The sequence below is a fragment of the Enterocloster bolteae genome (genome assembly GCF_002234575.2).
GTDB classification, from domain to species: domain Bacteria; phylum Bacillota; class Clostridia; order Lachnospirales; family Lachnospiraceae; genus Enterocloster; species Enterocloster bolteae.
Window position 1 is genome coordinate 6,156,966 of the sequence record NZ_CP022464.2, and the last position, 16,388, is coordinate 6,173,353.

12 protein-coding genes are annotated in these 16,388 nt (G+C 52.8%); 1 reads left to right on the forward strand and 11 read right to left on the reverse strand.

The features are described 5' to 3' along the window. Window positions 1-120 precede the first annotated feature (120 nt). The 9 genes from CGC65_RS28605 to CGC65_RS31480 all read right to left on the reverse strand — a co-directional run bounded on the left by CGC65_RS28605 (window position 121) and on the right by CGC65_RS31480 (window position 12,360). Entirely contained in the window at window positions 121-2,877 is a 2,757-nt protein-coding gene (locus CGC65_RS28605) for a cation-translocating P-type ATPase (RefSeq protein WP_002568950.1), read from the reverse strand. A gap of 241 nt (window positions 2,878-3,118) precedes the next feature. After that, a complete protein-coding gene (locus CGC65_RS28610) occupies window positions 3,119-4,096 on the reverse strand; it encodes a M20/M25/M40 family metallo-hydrolase (RefSeq protein WP_002568951.1) in 978 nt (325 codons plus the stop codon). A gap of 79 nt (window positions 4,097-4,175) precedes the next feature. Then, on the reverse strand, window positions 4,176-6,203 hold the full coding sequence (locus tag CGC65_RS28615; protein ID WP_002568952.1) for a hypothetical protein: 2,028 nt from the start codon (window positions 6,201-6,203) through the stop codon (window positions 4,176-4,178). A 235-nt stretch (window positions 6,204-6,438) separates the two neighbouring features. Further along, complete coding sequence (locus CGC65_RS28620) at window positions 6,439-8,286, reverse strand: ABC-F family ATP-binding cassette domain-containing protein (RefSeq protein WP_002568953.1); 1,848 nt, start codon at window positions 8,284-8,286, stop codon at window positions 6,439-6,441. 12 nt (window positions 8,287-8,298) lie between these two features. After that, complete coding sequence (locus CGC65_RS28625) at window positions 8,299-9,054, reverse strand: exodeoxyribonuclease III (RefSeq protein WP_002568954.1); 756 nt, start codon at window positions 9,052-9,054, stop codon at window positions 8,299-8,301. 76 nt (window positions 9,055-9,130) lie between these two features. Beyond that, on the reverse strand, window positions 9,131-9,616 hold the full coding sequence (locus CGC65_RS28630) for an S-ribosylhomocysteine lyase (protein ID WP_002568955.1): 486 nt from the start codon (window positions 9,614-9,616) through the stop codon (window positions 9,131-9,133). A gap of 91 nt (window positions 9,617-9,707) precedes the next feature. Continuing rightward, window positions 9,708-11,345 carry an ABC-F family ATP-binding cassette domain-containing protein gene (locus CGC65_RS28635; protein ID WP_002568956.1) on the reverse strand — a complete coding sequence of 546 codons (1,638 nt, stop codon included), beginning with the start codon at window positions 11,343-11,345 and terminating at the stop codon, window positions 9,708-9,710. A 186-nt stretch (window positions 11,346-11,531) separates the two neighbouring features. Further along, the gene (locus CGC65_RS28640; protein ID WP_002568957.1) at window positions 11,532-12,167 is read right to left on the reverse strand and encodes a hypothetical protein; all 636 of its coding nucleotides are present in this window, start codon (window positions 12,165-12,167) and stop codon (window positions 11,532-11,534) included. 28 nt (window positions 12,168-12,195) lie between these two features. Then, entirely contained in the window at window positions 12,196-12,360 is a 165-nt protein-coding gene (locus CGC65_RS31480) for a hypothetical protein (RefSeq protein ID WP_002568958.1), read from the reverse strand. A 132-nt stretch (window positions 12,361-12,492) separates the two neighbouring features. Here CGC65_RS31480 and CGC65_RS28645 point away from each other — a divergent pair, with 132 nt between their 5' ends. Beyond that, a complete protein-coding gene (locus CGC65_RS28645; RefSeq protein ID WP_002568959.1) occupies window positions 12,493-14,151 on the forward strand; it encodes a PucR family transcriptional regulator in 1,659 nt (552 codons plus the stop codon). A gap of 10 nt (window positions 14,152-14,161) precedes the next feature. Here CGC65_RS28645 and CGC65_RS28650 read toward each other — a convergent pair whose 3' ends face one another. Beyond that, on the reverse strand, window positions 14,162-15,103 hold the full coding sequence (locus CGC65_RS28650) for a DUF1177 domain-containing protein (RefSeq protein ID WP_002568960.1): 942 nt from the start codon (window positions 15,101-15,103) through the stop codon (window positions 14,162-14,164). 20 nt (window positions 15,104-15,123) lie between these two features. Beyond that, window positions 15,124-16,377 carry a M20 family metallopeptidase gene (locus tag CGC65_RS28655; protein WP_002568961.1) on the reverse strand — a complete coding sequence of 418 codons (1,254 nt, stop codon included), beginning with the start codon at window positions 16,375-16,377 and terminating at the stop codon, window positions 15,124-15,126. Between the last annotated feature and the right edge of the window lie 11 nt (window positions 16,378-16,388).

Genomic DNA, 16,388 nt, shown 5'->3' on the forward strand with positions numbered 1-16,388 from the left:
TGCCCTCCTGCTCATACCATTACGTGTATCTCATGTTTACTCTATCACATTTTTCCGAATTTTTCTACGATTTTGCCATTATTTCAGAAATCGCCCTTCCCCCTGTCAGAGCCCTTCTGCCTAATAAATGGACTCCCGGAGTATCTTATGTATCTGGATTGCCAGAGTGGGCAGGAAAGCGGCCGCCGCCAGGGTGGTAAGCTGGCTCAGGCTTAAATCGGCTGCGGCAAACATGATTTGAAGGCCCGGCACAAAGAGCACCGCTGCCAGAAGAACCACGCCCAGCTGGAACGCCATAACGCTGTACAGGTTGCTTCCCAGCCCCAGACGTATGATGGAATGGCTGCTGCGGCAGTTGAATCCGTGGAACAGCCGGGCCAGGGTAAGGGTGGAAAATGCCATGGTACAGGCCCTTCCCGCACCGCCCTCATGAAGTCCGGTGGTATAGGCCCACATGGTGGCTGCCGCAATCAGGGCTCCCTGGACCAGGATATCCCGTATAAAGGACGCCGTGAGGATGCCCTCCTTTGGATTTCTGGGAGGCTCCTTTAACAGACCTTCCTCCGGCGGTTCCATCCCTATGGCAATGGCCGGCAGGGAATCCGTTATAAGGTTGATAAACAGCAGATGCACCGGTTTAAAGGGCAGGGGCAGGGACAGAAGGGATGTGTATAATACGCAGAAAATGCCTGCCATGTTGCCTGACAAAAGGAACTGGATGGAGTTCTTTATATTTCTGTACACATTCCTGCCGTTGGATACTGCCTTTATGATGGTGGCAAAATTGTCGTCCGCCAATATCATGGACGCCGCATCCTTGGACACCTCGGTTCCCGTGATGCCCATGGCCACGCCGATATCGGCCTTCTTAAGGGCCGGTGCGTCATTGACCCCGTCTCCGGTCATTGCCACAATGTGTCCCCGGTTCTGCCACGCCTTGACAATACGTATCTTGTGCTCCGGCGACACCCTGGCATAGACTGAAATGTGTTCCAGACTCCGGTTCAAATCCTCCTCTTCCATCTGGTCCAGCTCCGCCCCTGTCACCGCCATGTTGCCCGGCGTAAATATGCCGATCCGCTCTGCTATGGACATGGCGGTCACTTTATGGTCCCCTGTGATCATCACAGGGCGTATGCCTGCCTGCCTGGCGCTGGCCACTGCCTGGCGCGATTCCGGCCTGGGCGGATCCATCATGGCAGTGAGCCCCAGAAACACCAGATTATCCTCCAGCCTTCCTGACAGGGATGAGCGTTCCTGGCTGTTCCCTGCTTTTGCCCCGGCTAAGCCGGAATTACCGTGCTCCTTTCCCTCCTCATTGAAAGGACGGCATGCAAAAGCCAGGACCCGGAGCCCCCTGGCAGACCAGCGGCTGTTCTGGTCCAGTATCCTCTGGCGGTCCGAGGACGACAAGGTACGGCAGGGTATGGCTGCCTCTGGCCTCTGGCCGGATTCCCCCGGCCTCTGACCGGCTGCCCCTGTCCCCTGGCCGGCTAACCCTGTCCCCTGGCCGGCGGCCGGATTAGCCAGGCGGGTGCATTTTTTCAGCAGCACATCCACGGCTCCCTTGACAAAGACAATATCGTGTCCTTCTATCTCATTTACGGTAGTCATAAGCTTGCGGCGGGAGTCAAAGGGAATCTCCCCCTTTCTGGGACTCTGGAGCCGAACCTGTTCCGGGATAAGCCCTGCCTCCCTTGCCATGTTAAACAGCGCTGTCTCCATGGGGTCCCCGTCCTGGCCGGAGGCGTTGTTATTAAGAACCGCCCCCATAAGCAGGAGCCTGACATCGCTCCTTCTCTTTTCATTTTCCAGCCATGACGGCTGCTGCTGCGTGTGGTTGACGTACACCTGCTCCACATCCATGCGGTTCTGTGTCAGGGTTCCCGTCTTATCGGAACAGATAACAGAGACGCATCCCAGGCTCTCCACCGCCTTCAAATCTTTTATGATAGCCTGTTCCCTTGCCATTTTCTGGGTGCCCATGGCCTGGACAATGGTGACGATGGAGCTGAGCGCCTCCGGTATGGCTGCCACTGCCAGGGCCACGGCAAACATCAGGGCATCCAGCACCGGTTCCCGGCGGTACAGGCTGAGCAAAAACACCAGGCCGCAGATGGCTATGATGGCAATGGCCAGATGTCCGGAGAACCGGTCCAGGCTTACCTGAAGCGGGGTCTTTTGTTCCTTGGTTCCGTTCATCAGCACAGCTATCTTACCGATTTCCGTATTCATTCCCGTGGCTGTTACCGCTGCCACGGCACGGCCTGAGGTCACCAGGGAACCGGAAAATACCATGTTGGTCCGGTCGGCCAATGCCACGGTTCCCTCCCGCGCCTTCACCGCCCCGGTGTGTTTCTCCACCCCCAGGGATTCCCCTGTAAGGGAGCTCTCATTGACGGTCAGCCCGTACACCTCCAGCAGCCGTCCGTCCGCGGCCACCATATCGCCGGTCTCCAGCAGCAGGATATCCCCCGGTACCACCAGGGCGGACGGTATGGTCATGCTGCGCCCGTCCCGCAGGACCCTGGCTTCAGGCGAGGAAAGCCGCTTTAAGCTGTCCAGGGATTTTTCCGCCTTCTGGTGCTGGACCGTTCCCAGCACTGCATTTAGCAGCAGGACCGCAAATATGACCATGGCGCTCTCCGGATCCCCTGTGAGCATGGACACTGCGGCCGCCCCGATCAGGATAATGACCAAAAGGTCCTTAAACTGCGCAAGAAATACCTGCCACCACTGGAGCCGTCCTGCCTCCTCCAATACATTTTCCCCATATTCCTTAAGACGCTGCTCCGCCTGCCCGCTGTCAATTCCCTGCCTTCCGGAGTCCAGCCCGGCTAACACCTCTGCCTCCGGCTGTTCAAACCAATCTGCCATCTGTCTCTCCCCTCTTACCGAATTCATGGTTCTTATGAGCCTGCGCTAATGTGCGTCTGCTTCCCCGGTATCCGCCGGATGCCGCGTGAACAGATATAAAAATGCTCCCGGAAGCGCATGCGTACGCTGTTTCCGGGAGCACTCCATAAGAGTACCCACTCTAAATCTATGAATTAGTAAGAATCATTATGACCGGCCGTACACAGCCGGGGCGAGAAAGCTTTACCGCCTGTCCTTAAAATCAATCCCTTCTTCCGAAAATCATACCGAATGCCACCTTATAGCCTTCCTCCAGGGAATCTGTCTCCACATATTCCTCCCTGGTATGGGCCCCTGCGCCGCGGAAGCTTCCCACGCACACGCTTGGAATCCCCAAGGACAGCGGGATATTGCAGTCCGTGGAGCCGGCATGGTGTTTGGGCGCCTGTCCGGTCATTTCTTCAACCACCCGGTGGGCCCAGTCTGTCAGGGCCTGTTTTTGTGCCGGGTCCACCTGGCCTTCGCAGGGCCTGACTCCTATAACCTGGAAAGACACGTCCGTCCCCTCTGCCTTTGCACGGTCAAGTACCTCCATGAACTGCCGTTCCATATATTCCAGGTTCTCCCTTTTGTCGGAACGGAACTCGTACAGCATCTCGGCTTCCTGGGCAATGGTATTAACCGATGTCCCTCCTGATATCATACCTACATTATAGGTTGTCTTTCCGCCCTCCGGCACCTGGATTTTATAAAGCTTCCCCACCAGGGACGCCAGTCCCGCTATGGCATTATCATTGCCAAAGTCATTGTAGGAATGACCGCCCCGGGTGCGGACCTTTACCCGGAAGCGCTTGGAACCCACCGCCCTGTCCACGATGCTGGAAAGAGAACTGTCAAAGGTACAAAAGCTCTTTATCCTGCCGCCGTAGTCCTCGCAGATCTTACGCACTCCCTTCAGGTTTCCCAGACCTTCTTCCCCTGCATTGCACACCAGCAGAAGTCCGGGGGCATCCTCCCCCCGGATTTCCCTCCAACTGGGAGAATCCACATGCCGGGCTATATATTTCCCTGCCAGCAGAAGACATACCAGACATGCCGTGTCGTCTCCCACGCCGGGACAATAGATGCGTCCGTCCTCTACCCTTAAGGGAAGTTCTGTCTCATCGGAAAACACCACATCCATATGGGCCATGAACACATCCAACGGCCTGTCCTGGCTTACATCCGCCGGATACACCACATTAAGGGCCTGGTCAATATATACGCCCCTGGCACCCTGGGACTTAAGCCAGTTCAGACAGAATTCAGCCCGCCTCTCTTCATAGTTGGAGGGCGCCGGTATCCTGGCCAGCTCCAGAAGAAGGCTGTAAGCCTCCTGCCTGTGGTTCTCTATATACCGTATCATTTCCTCTGACAGTATCATCTGCTTCCTCTTCCTTTCTTTCGCCTTTTCCCGCTGCCTTTCCCCTGGAGGCTTTCTTCTGCGCGGGAACCTCCTTTCCCATGAGAACCACGATGGTCCTTGCCATAATCATTATGGACTTCTGGTTCTCCAGAACCGGTTCACTGCCCCCGGGATACATGCCGTTCACCTGGTCCTCGTCCGTATTAAAGGCCGTATGCCACTTATAGTCCTTCGGCAGGTTGGGAAGGGCAAACTCATGTGGTTCCCAGTGCATGTTAAACGCAACGTAGAAGTAGTCGTCCTCCCTTCCGTCCGGCTTTTTACCGTATTTTCCGCAGTATAATATACCCAGCTGGCGGAGGAAACGGTCAAACATGGGACACCAGGTCTTAAGGCCGTGGTAGGACACGTCCGGCAGCCCCACGGAACGGTAATCCATCAGGGCCGGCTCCTTCTCCATATGGAACACGGAGTGCTCCTTTCTGAATTGAATTACATGCTTTACAAATTCATGGATGCTGCTGTTGGAATTTAACAGGCCCCAGTTAAGCCATGATATATCATTGTCCTGGCAGTAGGAGTTGTTGTTTCCCTTCTTGGTCCGGCCAAATTCGTCCCCCATCATAAGCAAAGGAGTTCCCTGGCTTAAAAACAGCATGAGCAGGGCATTGCGTATCTGTTTCCTGCGCATCTGCATGATCCGTTTCTTTCTGCTGGGGCCTTCCACTCCGCAGTTCCAGGACTGGTTGTAGTCTGTTCCGTCCCGGTTCTCCTCCCCGTTGGCCTCATTGTGCTTTGTGTCATAGGACACCATGTCCATCAGGGTAAAGCCATTGGTATTAGCCATGTAGTTGACAACGCCCACCTGGCCGGGATTATGACGGATGTGGTATACCAGACGGTTAAGCTGGTCCTCATCCCCCTTCAGAAAGCTTCGCATATCCATCATGAACCCGTCATTATATTCAGCCAGATGTTTTTCCTGCCCCGGCTCCACACCGTCCCACCCGGGCGCCAACAGCTTCAGCCTGCTGAGGTACGGATCCTCGCCCAAAAGCTTCACAGGCGCATAGCCCACCAGCCGGACGCCGTCCACGTGGTATTCCTGAGCCCAGAAGCGGACCACATCCAGCACATAGGAGGGCGCTTCCTTTCCGTCAAAGAATAATTCCAGAACCAGTTCCAGTCCTGCCCTGTGGAGGGCCTTCACCATATCCTTAAACTCCCGTTCAGGCTCCCTCACAGGTCCGCTGCTGTAGGCACACTTAGGCGCAAAATAATACCCTCTGGTATATCCCCAGTAATTCAGCTTTCCGTCCGGTTCTTCAGCTGCAAAAGGACTTCCGTCCACACGCTCCGGTATAATTAACTCCTCAAACTCCACCGGGGGCATCATCTCCACAGTGGTGATCCCCAGGTCTTTGAGATAGGGTATCTTCTCCGCCACGCCCTTAAAGGTTCCCCTGCTGTCTCCTTCCAGGCCGGAGGAGGCATGTTTGGTAAATCCCCTGGTATGAATATGGTAAATCACACACTGGTCATAAGGGATGCAGGGTAGGATATCATCCTCCCAGTCGTACGCGCCCCCTTCTGTATCCACCGGCGTGCGGACCGGCTTGTCCCGGCGCGCCAGGCTTCCCCAGCGCTCCATGCCCGTAAACTTCCTCCCGTAAGGGTCCGGCATCTGCTGTCCGTCTACCTCGTACACGTACTCCAGGCCGGAAAAGTCTCCCAGCACAGTCATGCTCCACACATCCCCTGTTCTGGCATTTACCGGAAATTCGATTCTACCCTTGGGGCTTTTGGCCCCTTTCCTATATAAAATAACGGCGCAGGTCTCTCCCTTAGAGGGGAAAGAAAAATGCACCCCTCCGGAGACAGCAGTCACTCCCATCGCATATATCCTTCCATCATTCCTGTCTATCCGGAATCCCTTCATCATAGCTGTTACCGCCTTTCCCAAGACCACTGTTTCTGAATTATCAACAACTGTTTTTAAGTGGATTTTCTATTTGAAACTGTCATAAGCACGATAAGAAAAGTATATAGTTAATTCGATATTTTGTCAATAAATCAACACTCCCTGGCAGAAATCGTCATCTTTTTATGCACAAAAAGAACTGGTTATCAGAAAAATACAACCCGTCTGATAACCAGCTCCCATACTGTGCCTGCTGTTATTTCTGCGCCTCTATCTGCTCCACCAGCTCGTTAAGATACATCCAGCGCTCCATCTTCTCCTCCAGCTGTGCTTCCCTGGCGGACTTTTCCTCCATCAGCTCATTGAGCCTGGTATAGTTGGTGGCGGATTTTCCAATCTCCTGCTCCAAATCTCCGATGGACTGTTCCAGAGCCGCGATATCCGCCTCAATGGTTTCCCATTCCCGCTGTTCCTTAAAGGAAAGCTTGCGCTTCTTTTCGCCGCCTGCGGCCTGCTTCCAGTTATTCCGGTTTATGGGGAGGCCGGACCCGTTTTCATCACTGTCTCCGGCTCTTACGCCCTTCTGCTCCCCTGTCTCCTGGGGATGTCTGGCGGACCAGGCAATCTGATAATCCGTAAATCCGCCCTCATACTGGGTCACCTTTCCCTGTCCCTCAAAGGCAAAGATTCGGTTCACAACGCGGTCCAGGAAATACCGGTCATGGGATACGGCTATAACTATGCCCGGAAATGTATCCAGATAGTCCTCCAGTATGGTCAGTGTCTGGATGTCCAGGTCATTGGTGGGCTCGTCCAACAGTATCACATTAGGCGCCTCCATAAGGATACGCAGCAGGTAAAGCCTCCGCCTCTCCCCGCCTGATAAGCGGCCTATGGAGGTATACTGCATACCGGAGGGGAATAAAAACCGCTCTAACATCTGGCTGGCGCTGATACTGCCGTCCTTTGTCTTTACGTACTCAGCCACATTTTTAATATAGTCGATAACCTTAAGGCTTTCATCCATGGCCTCATTTTCCTGGGAAAAATACCCCATCTTCACGGTCTGTCCTATCTGGATGGTGCCGGAATCCGGTTCCACCCAGCCTGCCAGCATCTTCATCAGGGTGGACTTTCCGCTTCCGTTGGGGCCGATGATGCCCACACGGTCATTTTTCAGGAAAATGTAGGTGAAATCCTTCATCAGCACCTTGTCCCCGTAAGCCTTGCACAGATCCTTCACCTCCACCGTGGTCCTGCCTAACCGGCTGGCTATGGATTCCAGCTCCACGTTGCGGTCATATTCCGGCCCTTTCTGGTCCCGAAGCTCCTCAAACCGCTGTATATGGGCCTTCTGCTTGGTGGAACGGGCCCTGGCTCCCCGCTGCATCCAGGCAATCTCATTGCGCAGAATGGTCTGCCGTTTACGCTCCGATGCCTCGGCCATCTCCATGCGCTCCGCCTTCAGGGCAAGGAAGCCCTCATAATTAGCCTGGTAGCTGTAGAGCTTTCCCTTGTCCAGCTCCACAATGCGGCCCACCACGCTGTCCAGGAAGTACCGGTCATGGGTAATCATCAGCAGGGCGCCCCGGAAGGCTTTCAGATATTCCTCCAGCCAGTCAGCCATACCGCTGTCCAGATGGTTGGTAGGCTCGTCCAGTATCAGAAGGTCCGCTGTACTCATAAGCACACTGGCTAAGGCCACCCTCTTTCTCTGTCCGCCGGAAAGGGTGGATGTCAGGGCATCGTGTTCTATGATACCCAGCTTGTTAAGCATGCTCTTGGCCGTGGCCTGCATCTCGTCCGCAGAACTGTAGTGGGTTTCCCCGGCATTTTCCCGCATAACGCTTTCAAGCACCGTATCCCCCTCCGCGAATTCCGGGATCTGGGACAGATAGCGTATGTAGAGGCTGCGGCCCCTTACCACGCTGCCGCTGTCCGCATCTTCCAGCCCCGCGACAATCTTAAGGAGAGTGGACTTGCCCGTGCCGTTGACGCCAATCAGCCCAATCTTCTCCCCCTCGTTGATGGAGAAGGACGTGTCGTCAAACAGCAGCCTCTCCGTATATGATTTTGTCAAATGTTCAATGGTAACCAGATTCATCGTCTTTTCCTCTTATTCAATCACCAGCTCCACCGGGCAATGGTCTGAACCCATAACCGTATTGTGGATGGATGCGCTTACCAGTCTGTCCTTAAGGCTTTCTGATACACAAAAATAGTCAATGCGCCACCCTGCATTTTTGGCCCTGGCGCTGAAACGGTAGGACCACCAGGAGTAAGTCCCCTCCAGGTCCGGATAGAAATAGCGGAACGTGTCCACAAAGCCTGCTGCCAGAAGGTCTGTGAACTTGCCCCTCTCCTCATCGGTAAAGCCGGCATTTTTCCTGTTTGTCTTGGGATTCTTAAGGTCAATCTCCTTGTGGGCCACATTCAGATCCCCGCAGAATACCACAGGCTTGTTTTCCTCCAGTTTCTTAAGGTATGCCAGGAAATCGTCCTCCCACTTCATCCTGTAATCCAGCCTAGCCAGGCCGTCCTGTGAATTGGGGGTATAGCAGGTCACCACATAATATTCAGGAAACTCTGCCGTAATCACACGCCCCTCGGTATCGTGTTCCTCCATGCCGATGCCATAGGACACGGACACGGGTTCCTCTTTCGTGAACATGGCTGTGCCGGAATATCCCTTTTTCCTGGCGTAGTTCCAGTACTGGTGATAGCCGGGCAGGTCCAGTTCAATCTGCCCCTCCTGAAGCTTGCTTTCCTGTATACAAAATACATCTGCCTCCGCTTCCCTGAAAAAATCCAGAAAGCCTTTACCTACGCAGGCCCTGAGGCCGTTTACATTCCACGAAATCAACTTAGTCATTCTTTATGGCTCCTCTCCGGAACATGGTCCGGGAATGGGTTTCCGGTATGTTCCTGTGTCGTTTTCAAACAGCTGCCTACTCCGGATATACCAGCCTGGATTCCGGGAACTGGTCCACATGGTACAGTACTTCCAGGTACTTCCCGGCCAGGTATCTGGCCATGCCCAAATTCATATCCAGATAATTACCGCAGTCCTTTGGCGACGCCCCGGGCACCTCCCCCTGAAAATCCCTGATAAACTCATACATTTCCACCATCAGGGGCAGGATATCCGCGGACTGGTAATCCCCTGCCAGAAGCAGATAGAAACCGGTCCTGCACCCCATGGGTCCGAAGTAAATGCACTTTTTGCCAAAGGTGCCGTGATTCCTTAAAAAGGTTGCCCCCAGATGCTCAATGGTATGCATTTCTGCGGTGTTCATCACCGGCTCCTCATTGGGCGAGGTCATCCGCAGGTCAAAGGTGGTCACCATTCCCCCTTCCACCTGGTCCTTCCTGGATACATAGACTCCAGGCTGCAGCTTATTGTGGTCAATGGTAAAACTTGTAATTTTTTCCATATCTGTTCTCCTCTTAATCCGCTCCATACTCATAAAATGACTGAAAAGGGGCAGGATTTATCCATCCTGCCGCCCTGTCACTGCCACTATATTAATCATCTGCCTCTTCACTCTCAGTCAGTGTGAAGGTAAATCTCTTACGTGCCATCTCGTCGCTTTCAAGGTACTCGTCGTAGGTGGTAATCTTATCAACCAGCTTGCCGTTAATGATTTCCATGATACGGTTTGCAGTAGTCTGCACAATCTGGTGGTCACGGGAGGAGAAAATCATCACGCCCGGGAACTTAATCATACCGCGGTTCAGAGCGTCGATAGACTCCATGTCCAGGTGGTCCGTAGGCTCATCCAACATCAGCACATTGGCGCCGGATATCATCATCTTGGACAGCATGCAGCGCACCTTCTCACCTCCGGAAAGGACCTTCACCTTCTTTACTCCGTCCTCGCCGGCAAACAGCATGCGTCCCAGGAAACCGCGGACATAGGTTACGTCCTTCTCAGGAGAATACTGGGTCAGCCACTCTACGATAGTGTCGTCGTTGTCAAACTCGGCGCTGTTATCCTTGGGGAAATAAGCCTGCGAGGTGGTAAGACCCCACTTATAGCTACCCTCATCCGGCTCCATCTCACCGGACAGAATCTTAAAGAGCACGGTCTTGGCCCGCTCATTTGGTCCTACCAGGGCAACCTTGTCCTCGCGGCCCAGAATGAAGGAGATATCGTCCAGTATCTTTTCGCCGTCAATGGTCTTGCTTAAGTGCTCCACGGTCAGGACCTCATTGCCAATCTCGCGGAAAGGACGGAAATCAATGTACGGATACTTACGGCTGGAAGGACGGATGTCGTCCAGCTCAATCTTCTCAAGGGCGCGCTTACGGGAAGTGGCCTGCTTGGACTTGGACGCATTGGCGGAGAAGCGCTGGATAAATTCCTGGAGCTCCTTAATCTTCTCTTCCTTCTTGCGGTTGGCTTCCTTCATCTGCTTCACAATCAGCTGGCTGGACTCTACCCAGAAGTCGTAGTTTCCTGCGAACAGCTGGATTTTTCCGTAGTCAATGTCAGCTATCTGGGTGCAGACTTTATTCAGGAAATAACGGTCATGGGATACCACGATAACTGTATTCTCAAAGTTAATCAAAAACTCCTCCAGCCACGCAATGGCATCCAGGTCCAGGTGGTTGGTAGGCTCATCCAGAAGCAGGATGTCGGGGTTGCCGAACAGGGCCTGGGCCAGAAGTACCTTTACCTTCTGGGCGCCCAGAAGGGATCCCATCTGCGCATAGTGCAGGTCCGGCTCAATACCAAGTCCGTTTAAAAGGCTTTCAGCATCTGACTCTGCCTCCCATCCGTTCATGTTAGCGAATTCACCCTCTAACTCAGCGGCCTTGATGCCGTCCTCGTCCGTGAAGTCCTCCTTCATGTAGATGGCTTCCTTTTCCTTCATTATCTCATACAGTCTCTTATTGCCCATGATGACCGTATCCAGGACCGTGTACTGGTCATACTTAAAGTGGTCCTGCTGCAGGAAGGACAGCCTCTGTCCGGGAGTGATGATGACATCGCCGCTGGTAGGCTCCAACTGGCCTGACAGGATCTTAAGGAATGTGGACTTTCCGGCACCGTTTGCACCGATGAGTCCATAGCAGTTGCCCTCGGTGAATTTGATATTCACATCCTCAAACAATGCCTTCTTGCCCACGCGAAGAGATATGTTGCTTGTACTAATCATGTTCGTTACCTTTCTCTTAATCTGTTCTTCTTAATCTGTTCCGCTGATATTTCTGGTATCTGCTGATATTTCTAGTAAAAGAGGGGTCATGTACGGCCCCTCTCACGCTGTTTACTCAATATCAGATTGTACAGGGAAAACACTTATTTTGCAAGGGTTTTTCGCAAAATTGTGGCGGCAGCCCGTCTATTTCGTTCCTTTAATCTCCACCGGATAGTTTACTCCCTGGGAATTCACATAGGTCACAGTCACCTTATCCCCGCTGTCACCTGCCAGGGCCCCTTCCTCAATGGGGCAGTTATCCTTTAAGAAGCTTAACTCCTGTCCGTCGTCTGTCTTTATGGTAAAGCTGCTCATCGCGTTAGCCGTGGTGGTTCCTTTCTCAGTGAGAATACTCCACTCTTCCTGTTCCGGAAGGGCCACCACCAGGGTCACGTCCTCCAGGCTGCCCAGGGGCTCTCCTATATATGCAATGGCTATCTGCACATCCTCCTCAATCTCCACCTCCACGTCCCGGATGTCGGACTGGCTGATATCATAGTCCCTGCCGTCGTCCGCCTGAAGGGTGAACACCGAACCGTCCGCTGTCACCTTTGTAACGGTGCCCTGAAGCATATGGTATACTTCCTTTGCCTCAGCCGCCTGCTCCGTTGTCTCCTGTGCCTTGGCCGTTGTCTCAGGCGCTTTGGTGGTCTCCTCAGCCGAAGCCTGGCTGGTAACTGTCTCAGATGTCTCCACCGCCGGTTTTTTGGCACAGCCCGTTCCCAGCACCATCGCCGCAGCCAAAGCGGCTGCTGTTATCATCAATGAATGTTTCTTCATATTGCAATTCCTCCCGTCTTATATCAGATTACCTATGAAGCTTATCATCATATCCTGTTAATTTCAATAAAGATTCCCTTAATTTTCCCGGTATCATAACCAGTACTCCGGACAATCCCATGCCCAGAATCCCGGGCAGATGCCGGAGACACAGGAGTATGACCAGACGTCTGGCTGCGGGTGACAGTTCCATGGCAGTACCTTCCTTTTTTGTAAGTATGCCCCGGACTTCTTTAGCCCAAACTTCCTTGGGAAAAACTTTCTTGTAACAGCCAGTACCAGATGCTATAATATTTTAGAAGATTGAAAGGAGGTAGCCCCGTTTATGAATGACCCTGTGCTGACGCTGCGATGGTTTTTAAACTGCCCTGAAATTGATAATCTGGAATTCTTCGGAGATGAGGACTGTCTGGGAAATCCCATTACCGGAGTCAACGTAATTGACAATCCGGAAGGCGTCCCCTGGATTAAAAAAAACGAACTGGTCCTGACGACCGGCTTTATTTTTTATAAAGACATTGCACTGACAAAAAAGCTACTAAAGGAGCTCCACGATGTCAGCTGCACCGCGCTGTGCATAAAAATAAAACGTTTTTACGACACCATCCCTCAGTTTCTCATAGAAGAAGCGGCCAGGTACCGCCTTCCTCTGATTGCAGTTCCCTTCTACCACAGTTACTCTGATATTATGCGTGTCATATTCCGTGAACTGGAACTGAGGCAGCTCTCCAACCAGGCCTTTGTCATCAATGAAACCCGCAAATTTTGCCAGCTTTTCACCAGCAACAGCGGAATCAGCTCCATGCTGTCCATGCTGTCCTCCTACACGGATTCCATCATTCTGATAACCGACTATAATGACAAATCCGTGTATTTCCATATTCCGGATTCCTATGCCAATCTCCTGCAAACCTCCAGCCGTGTAGTGATCCGGCCCGATAAATCCAAGAATGCAGAGAGCGGCAAGGAGGCTGACAGCGATAAGGAGGCTTCCAATACGCGCAGGTTCTGGATCAACAAACAAATCATACCCTTTGCCGTTTTTCCTATCCCCAGCGGCAGGTATTACCTCTGCGCTGACATTAACGCTGCCCCCCTTTCGGATGACATAGTCTCTATCATCACAAACTGTCTTCCCATCCTGTCAACCGAGCTTGAGACCATCCAGGTGAATCAGAGGCGTTTTTCCTCCACCAACCACTTTGCTCCTTTTTTCTCCATGCTGTCGGACATGCGTTCCAAGTCCAGCGAAGAAATAAGGATAGTGTGCAATACCTACTCCTTTCCCTATGACTGCAAGCGTGTCTGCATTGCCTACGAAATCCAGCAGACGGGAAGCCCGGAACGGCTGATGCGCACGGTATACGATAAATTCAGCACTGCTCTGGAAAATTCGGGACAGCAGTACTTCCTGAGTTTTTACAATGATTATGTGATTGTATTTCTGTTCTTCCAGAAAAGCATCTCCAACCTGGAGGCAGTGAACCAGGCACAGATGACAGCGGAATACCTGTACCAATCTTTGGATGAGAGCCTGCGCCAGTGGGTGCGGGGAGGGGTCAGCAGAAGCCACAGCCGTTTGGTGACAATCGGCACCGCATTTGAGGAAAGCTTAATCTCCATCAATATGCAGTCCCACCTCAATCCCCAAAAGGCTGTGGCTTCCTATCTGCGTCAGATTCCCTATCATCTCCTGAGGAACCTGAACCATCACGACCTGAATAAAATATATAACGACACCATCGTCCGGCTGGTGGATTACGACCAGGCAAACGGAACCTGCCTGGTCCACACCCTGCGCATGTACCTGGAAAACCGTATGGTCATCCGCGAGACCTCCAGACAGCTCTTCATCCACCGCAATACCCTGGCAGACCATCTGAATCTGATAAAGCGTATACTAGGCACCGATTTGGAAGCCATGGACGAAATCTTCAGCTTCTATCTGGGACTATGCGCCTACGATCTGCTCAGGGAAACATAACATAAGCCTGCTATGCATCTTTGCCTAATGTCTGGAGGTGGTTCATATTCCCATACAGCTTCCTGATTCTTGTAAACTCGTCCTCATCGTAAAAGCTGCATTCCCCTCTTGCATAAGCTTTTGCTACCTCCAGCATAAATCTGGCGGCCTCCTCACAGTCCGTGATATGGGTGGCTCCGGTAGCACATCCAGCCACCGGCACCTCTGTGGTGATGGCTACTCCGATAACCGGCGCCTTTGTTCCCGTTGCAGGCTGCAGGATGCTGTTTAAATGATACAGATCATTGCCATAGGGCGTAATATCCTGGACAGACAGGGCATATACATAGGGGAGCCGCCCGGTGGTGGTCTGCATAATGTCCAGAACGGACTCAGACACCTTCAGAATATATCCCTCCTTAACCGTAGGTGATATGGCGAATCCCCTTGTGTTGATAATCCGGTTCCCCTTGGTAGTGTCAACAGACAGGACCGCGTCAAGCTCATCACTCAGCTCTTCCTTGTTGACCTGGGCCATCTCCACAGGTGAATCCATAAATGCCACCGGCTTGTGGGGCCTTGTAGGCGCGTCGGGACACACATGAGTGGATACAATGATGTCACCCTCCAGTATGTCGCCCTTATTCTGCATATCCAAGAGCTTTGCAGCCAGGGATAATGCCACCAGGGCGCCGTCGCCGTCAGACACGAATCCGATTCGCTCCGGCCTTGCTCCCAATCCTCCCAGGCGTCCCAAAAGCCCCAGTGTGGGCGCATCTCCTCCGGACGTCTTTCCCCTGCTTCCGTGAATCCTGACTTTGACCATATCGGTTTTTCCCTTTGGCCCAACGAGCGGATATACGTGGATATCCGCATCCTTCCTGATTCCTCTTAAGTATGCCTCAACCGTTTCTCCGCTGGCATTGCTGGCATCCAGAACATCATACACTTCCAATAACTGTTTGATTAACACGACATATCTCCTCCTGGTATTTATTCAATTCCCATTAAATCGCACACCGCTGCCACATATGCCTTGGCGGCAGTCACCACATCTTCTATCTCCACTGTCTCATTGTAAGAGTGGATCCCCACTGTATTGGACGGCCCGAACTGGATCGTGGGAATACCCTGACGCCGGTAATCCCTGGCGTCGCTGGAAGCCCACTGGTAAGCAGGCACCACCTGAGTACCTAAAAATGCCTCCACATTCTTCTTTACCGCAAGGACCAATGGATCCTCGTGATCCGTAAAGTTTGGCTCGGAGCGGTAATTCAGCTCAAAATCAACCCCATCCACTCCGCTCTCCCTGCGTATCTCCTCCACGCAGGCAGCAATCTCATCCTGGCTGACACCTATGGGCAGACGGCAGTCAACCACTGCCTCGCAGCAGTCCGGCACCATATTGTGGCGGGTTCCCCCCTGTATCAGTCCGATATTGGTGGTTACATGATCTATGACACTTCCCAAACCCGGAATCTCATTCTTATCCTCCGCTATCATCTTTGAGTCTGCCAGAGGCTTTAACTGCCTGTCTGAAAAATGCCCGCTTATCCTGGTAAGCTTTTCCACCAGCGGAAGGACCTTTGCCATCTTAAGGATTGCATTCTCTCCCTTATAATTCCCAAGACTTCCGTGGGCCGCCTTGCCATGAGCCCGGATTGTCAGCAGCATTCCCCCCTTCTGGCCAATCTCAATGGTAGCCATGGAGGTGGGTTCCGCCACCAGGCATCCGTTTGCTCCCTTGGCGTATCCGTGCTCACACAGCCACGCAGAGCCGTACTCCCCACCGCTCTCCTCGTCGGAAACAATGTGAAGCCGTATATTTCCCTTAAGGCAGACATTGGACTCTTTTAACAGAGCCATGGCAAAAAGGACTCCGGCCACCCCGGCCTTCATGTCGGAGGTTCCCCTACCCAATATCTGGCTGTCAGTGACCGTACCGCAGAAAGGATCAAAATCCCATAACCCTCGGTCTCCCGCCGGGACTACATCCACATGTCCGTTAAAAATCAGGCTGTAGCCGTCATCGCTGCCCATCCTGGCCACCACGCAGGGATAATCCGGGTTTTCCCCGGTTTCCTCATAGGCAATGCCGGCCTTCTCCAGATATTTCTCAACAAAATCCACCACTTCCCTCTGGGTTCCTGTGGGATTCTCACTGTTAATCCTGATAAGCCGGGAAACCAGGTCAATCAGTTCATCTTTCCGATCTTCCACCATGCTGATTAAATTTTCTTTTCTCATTTTTTCCTCCG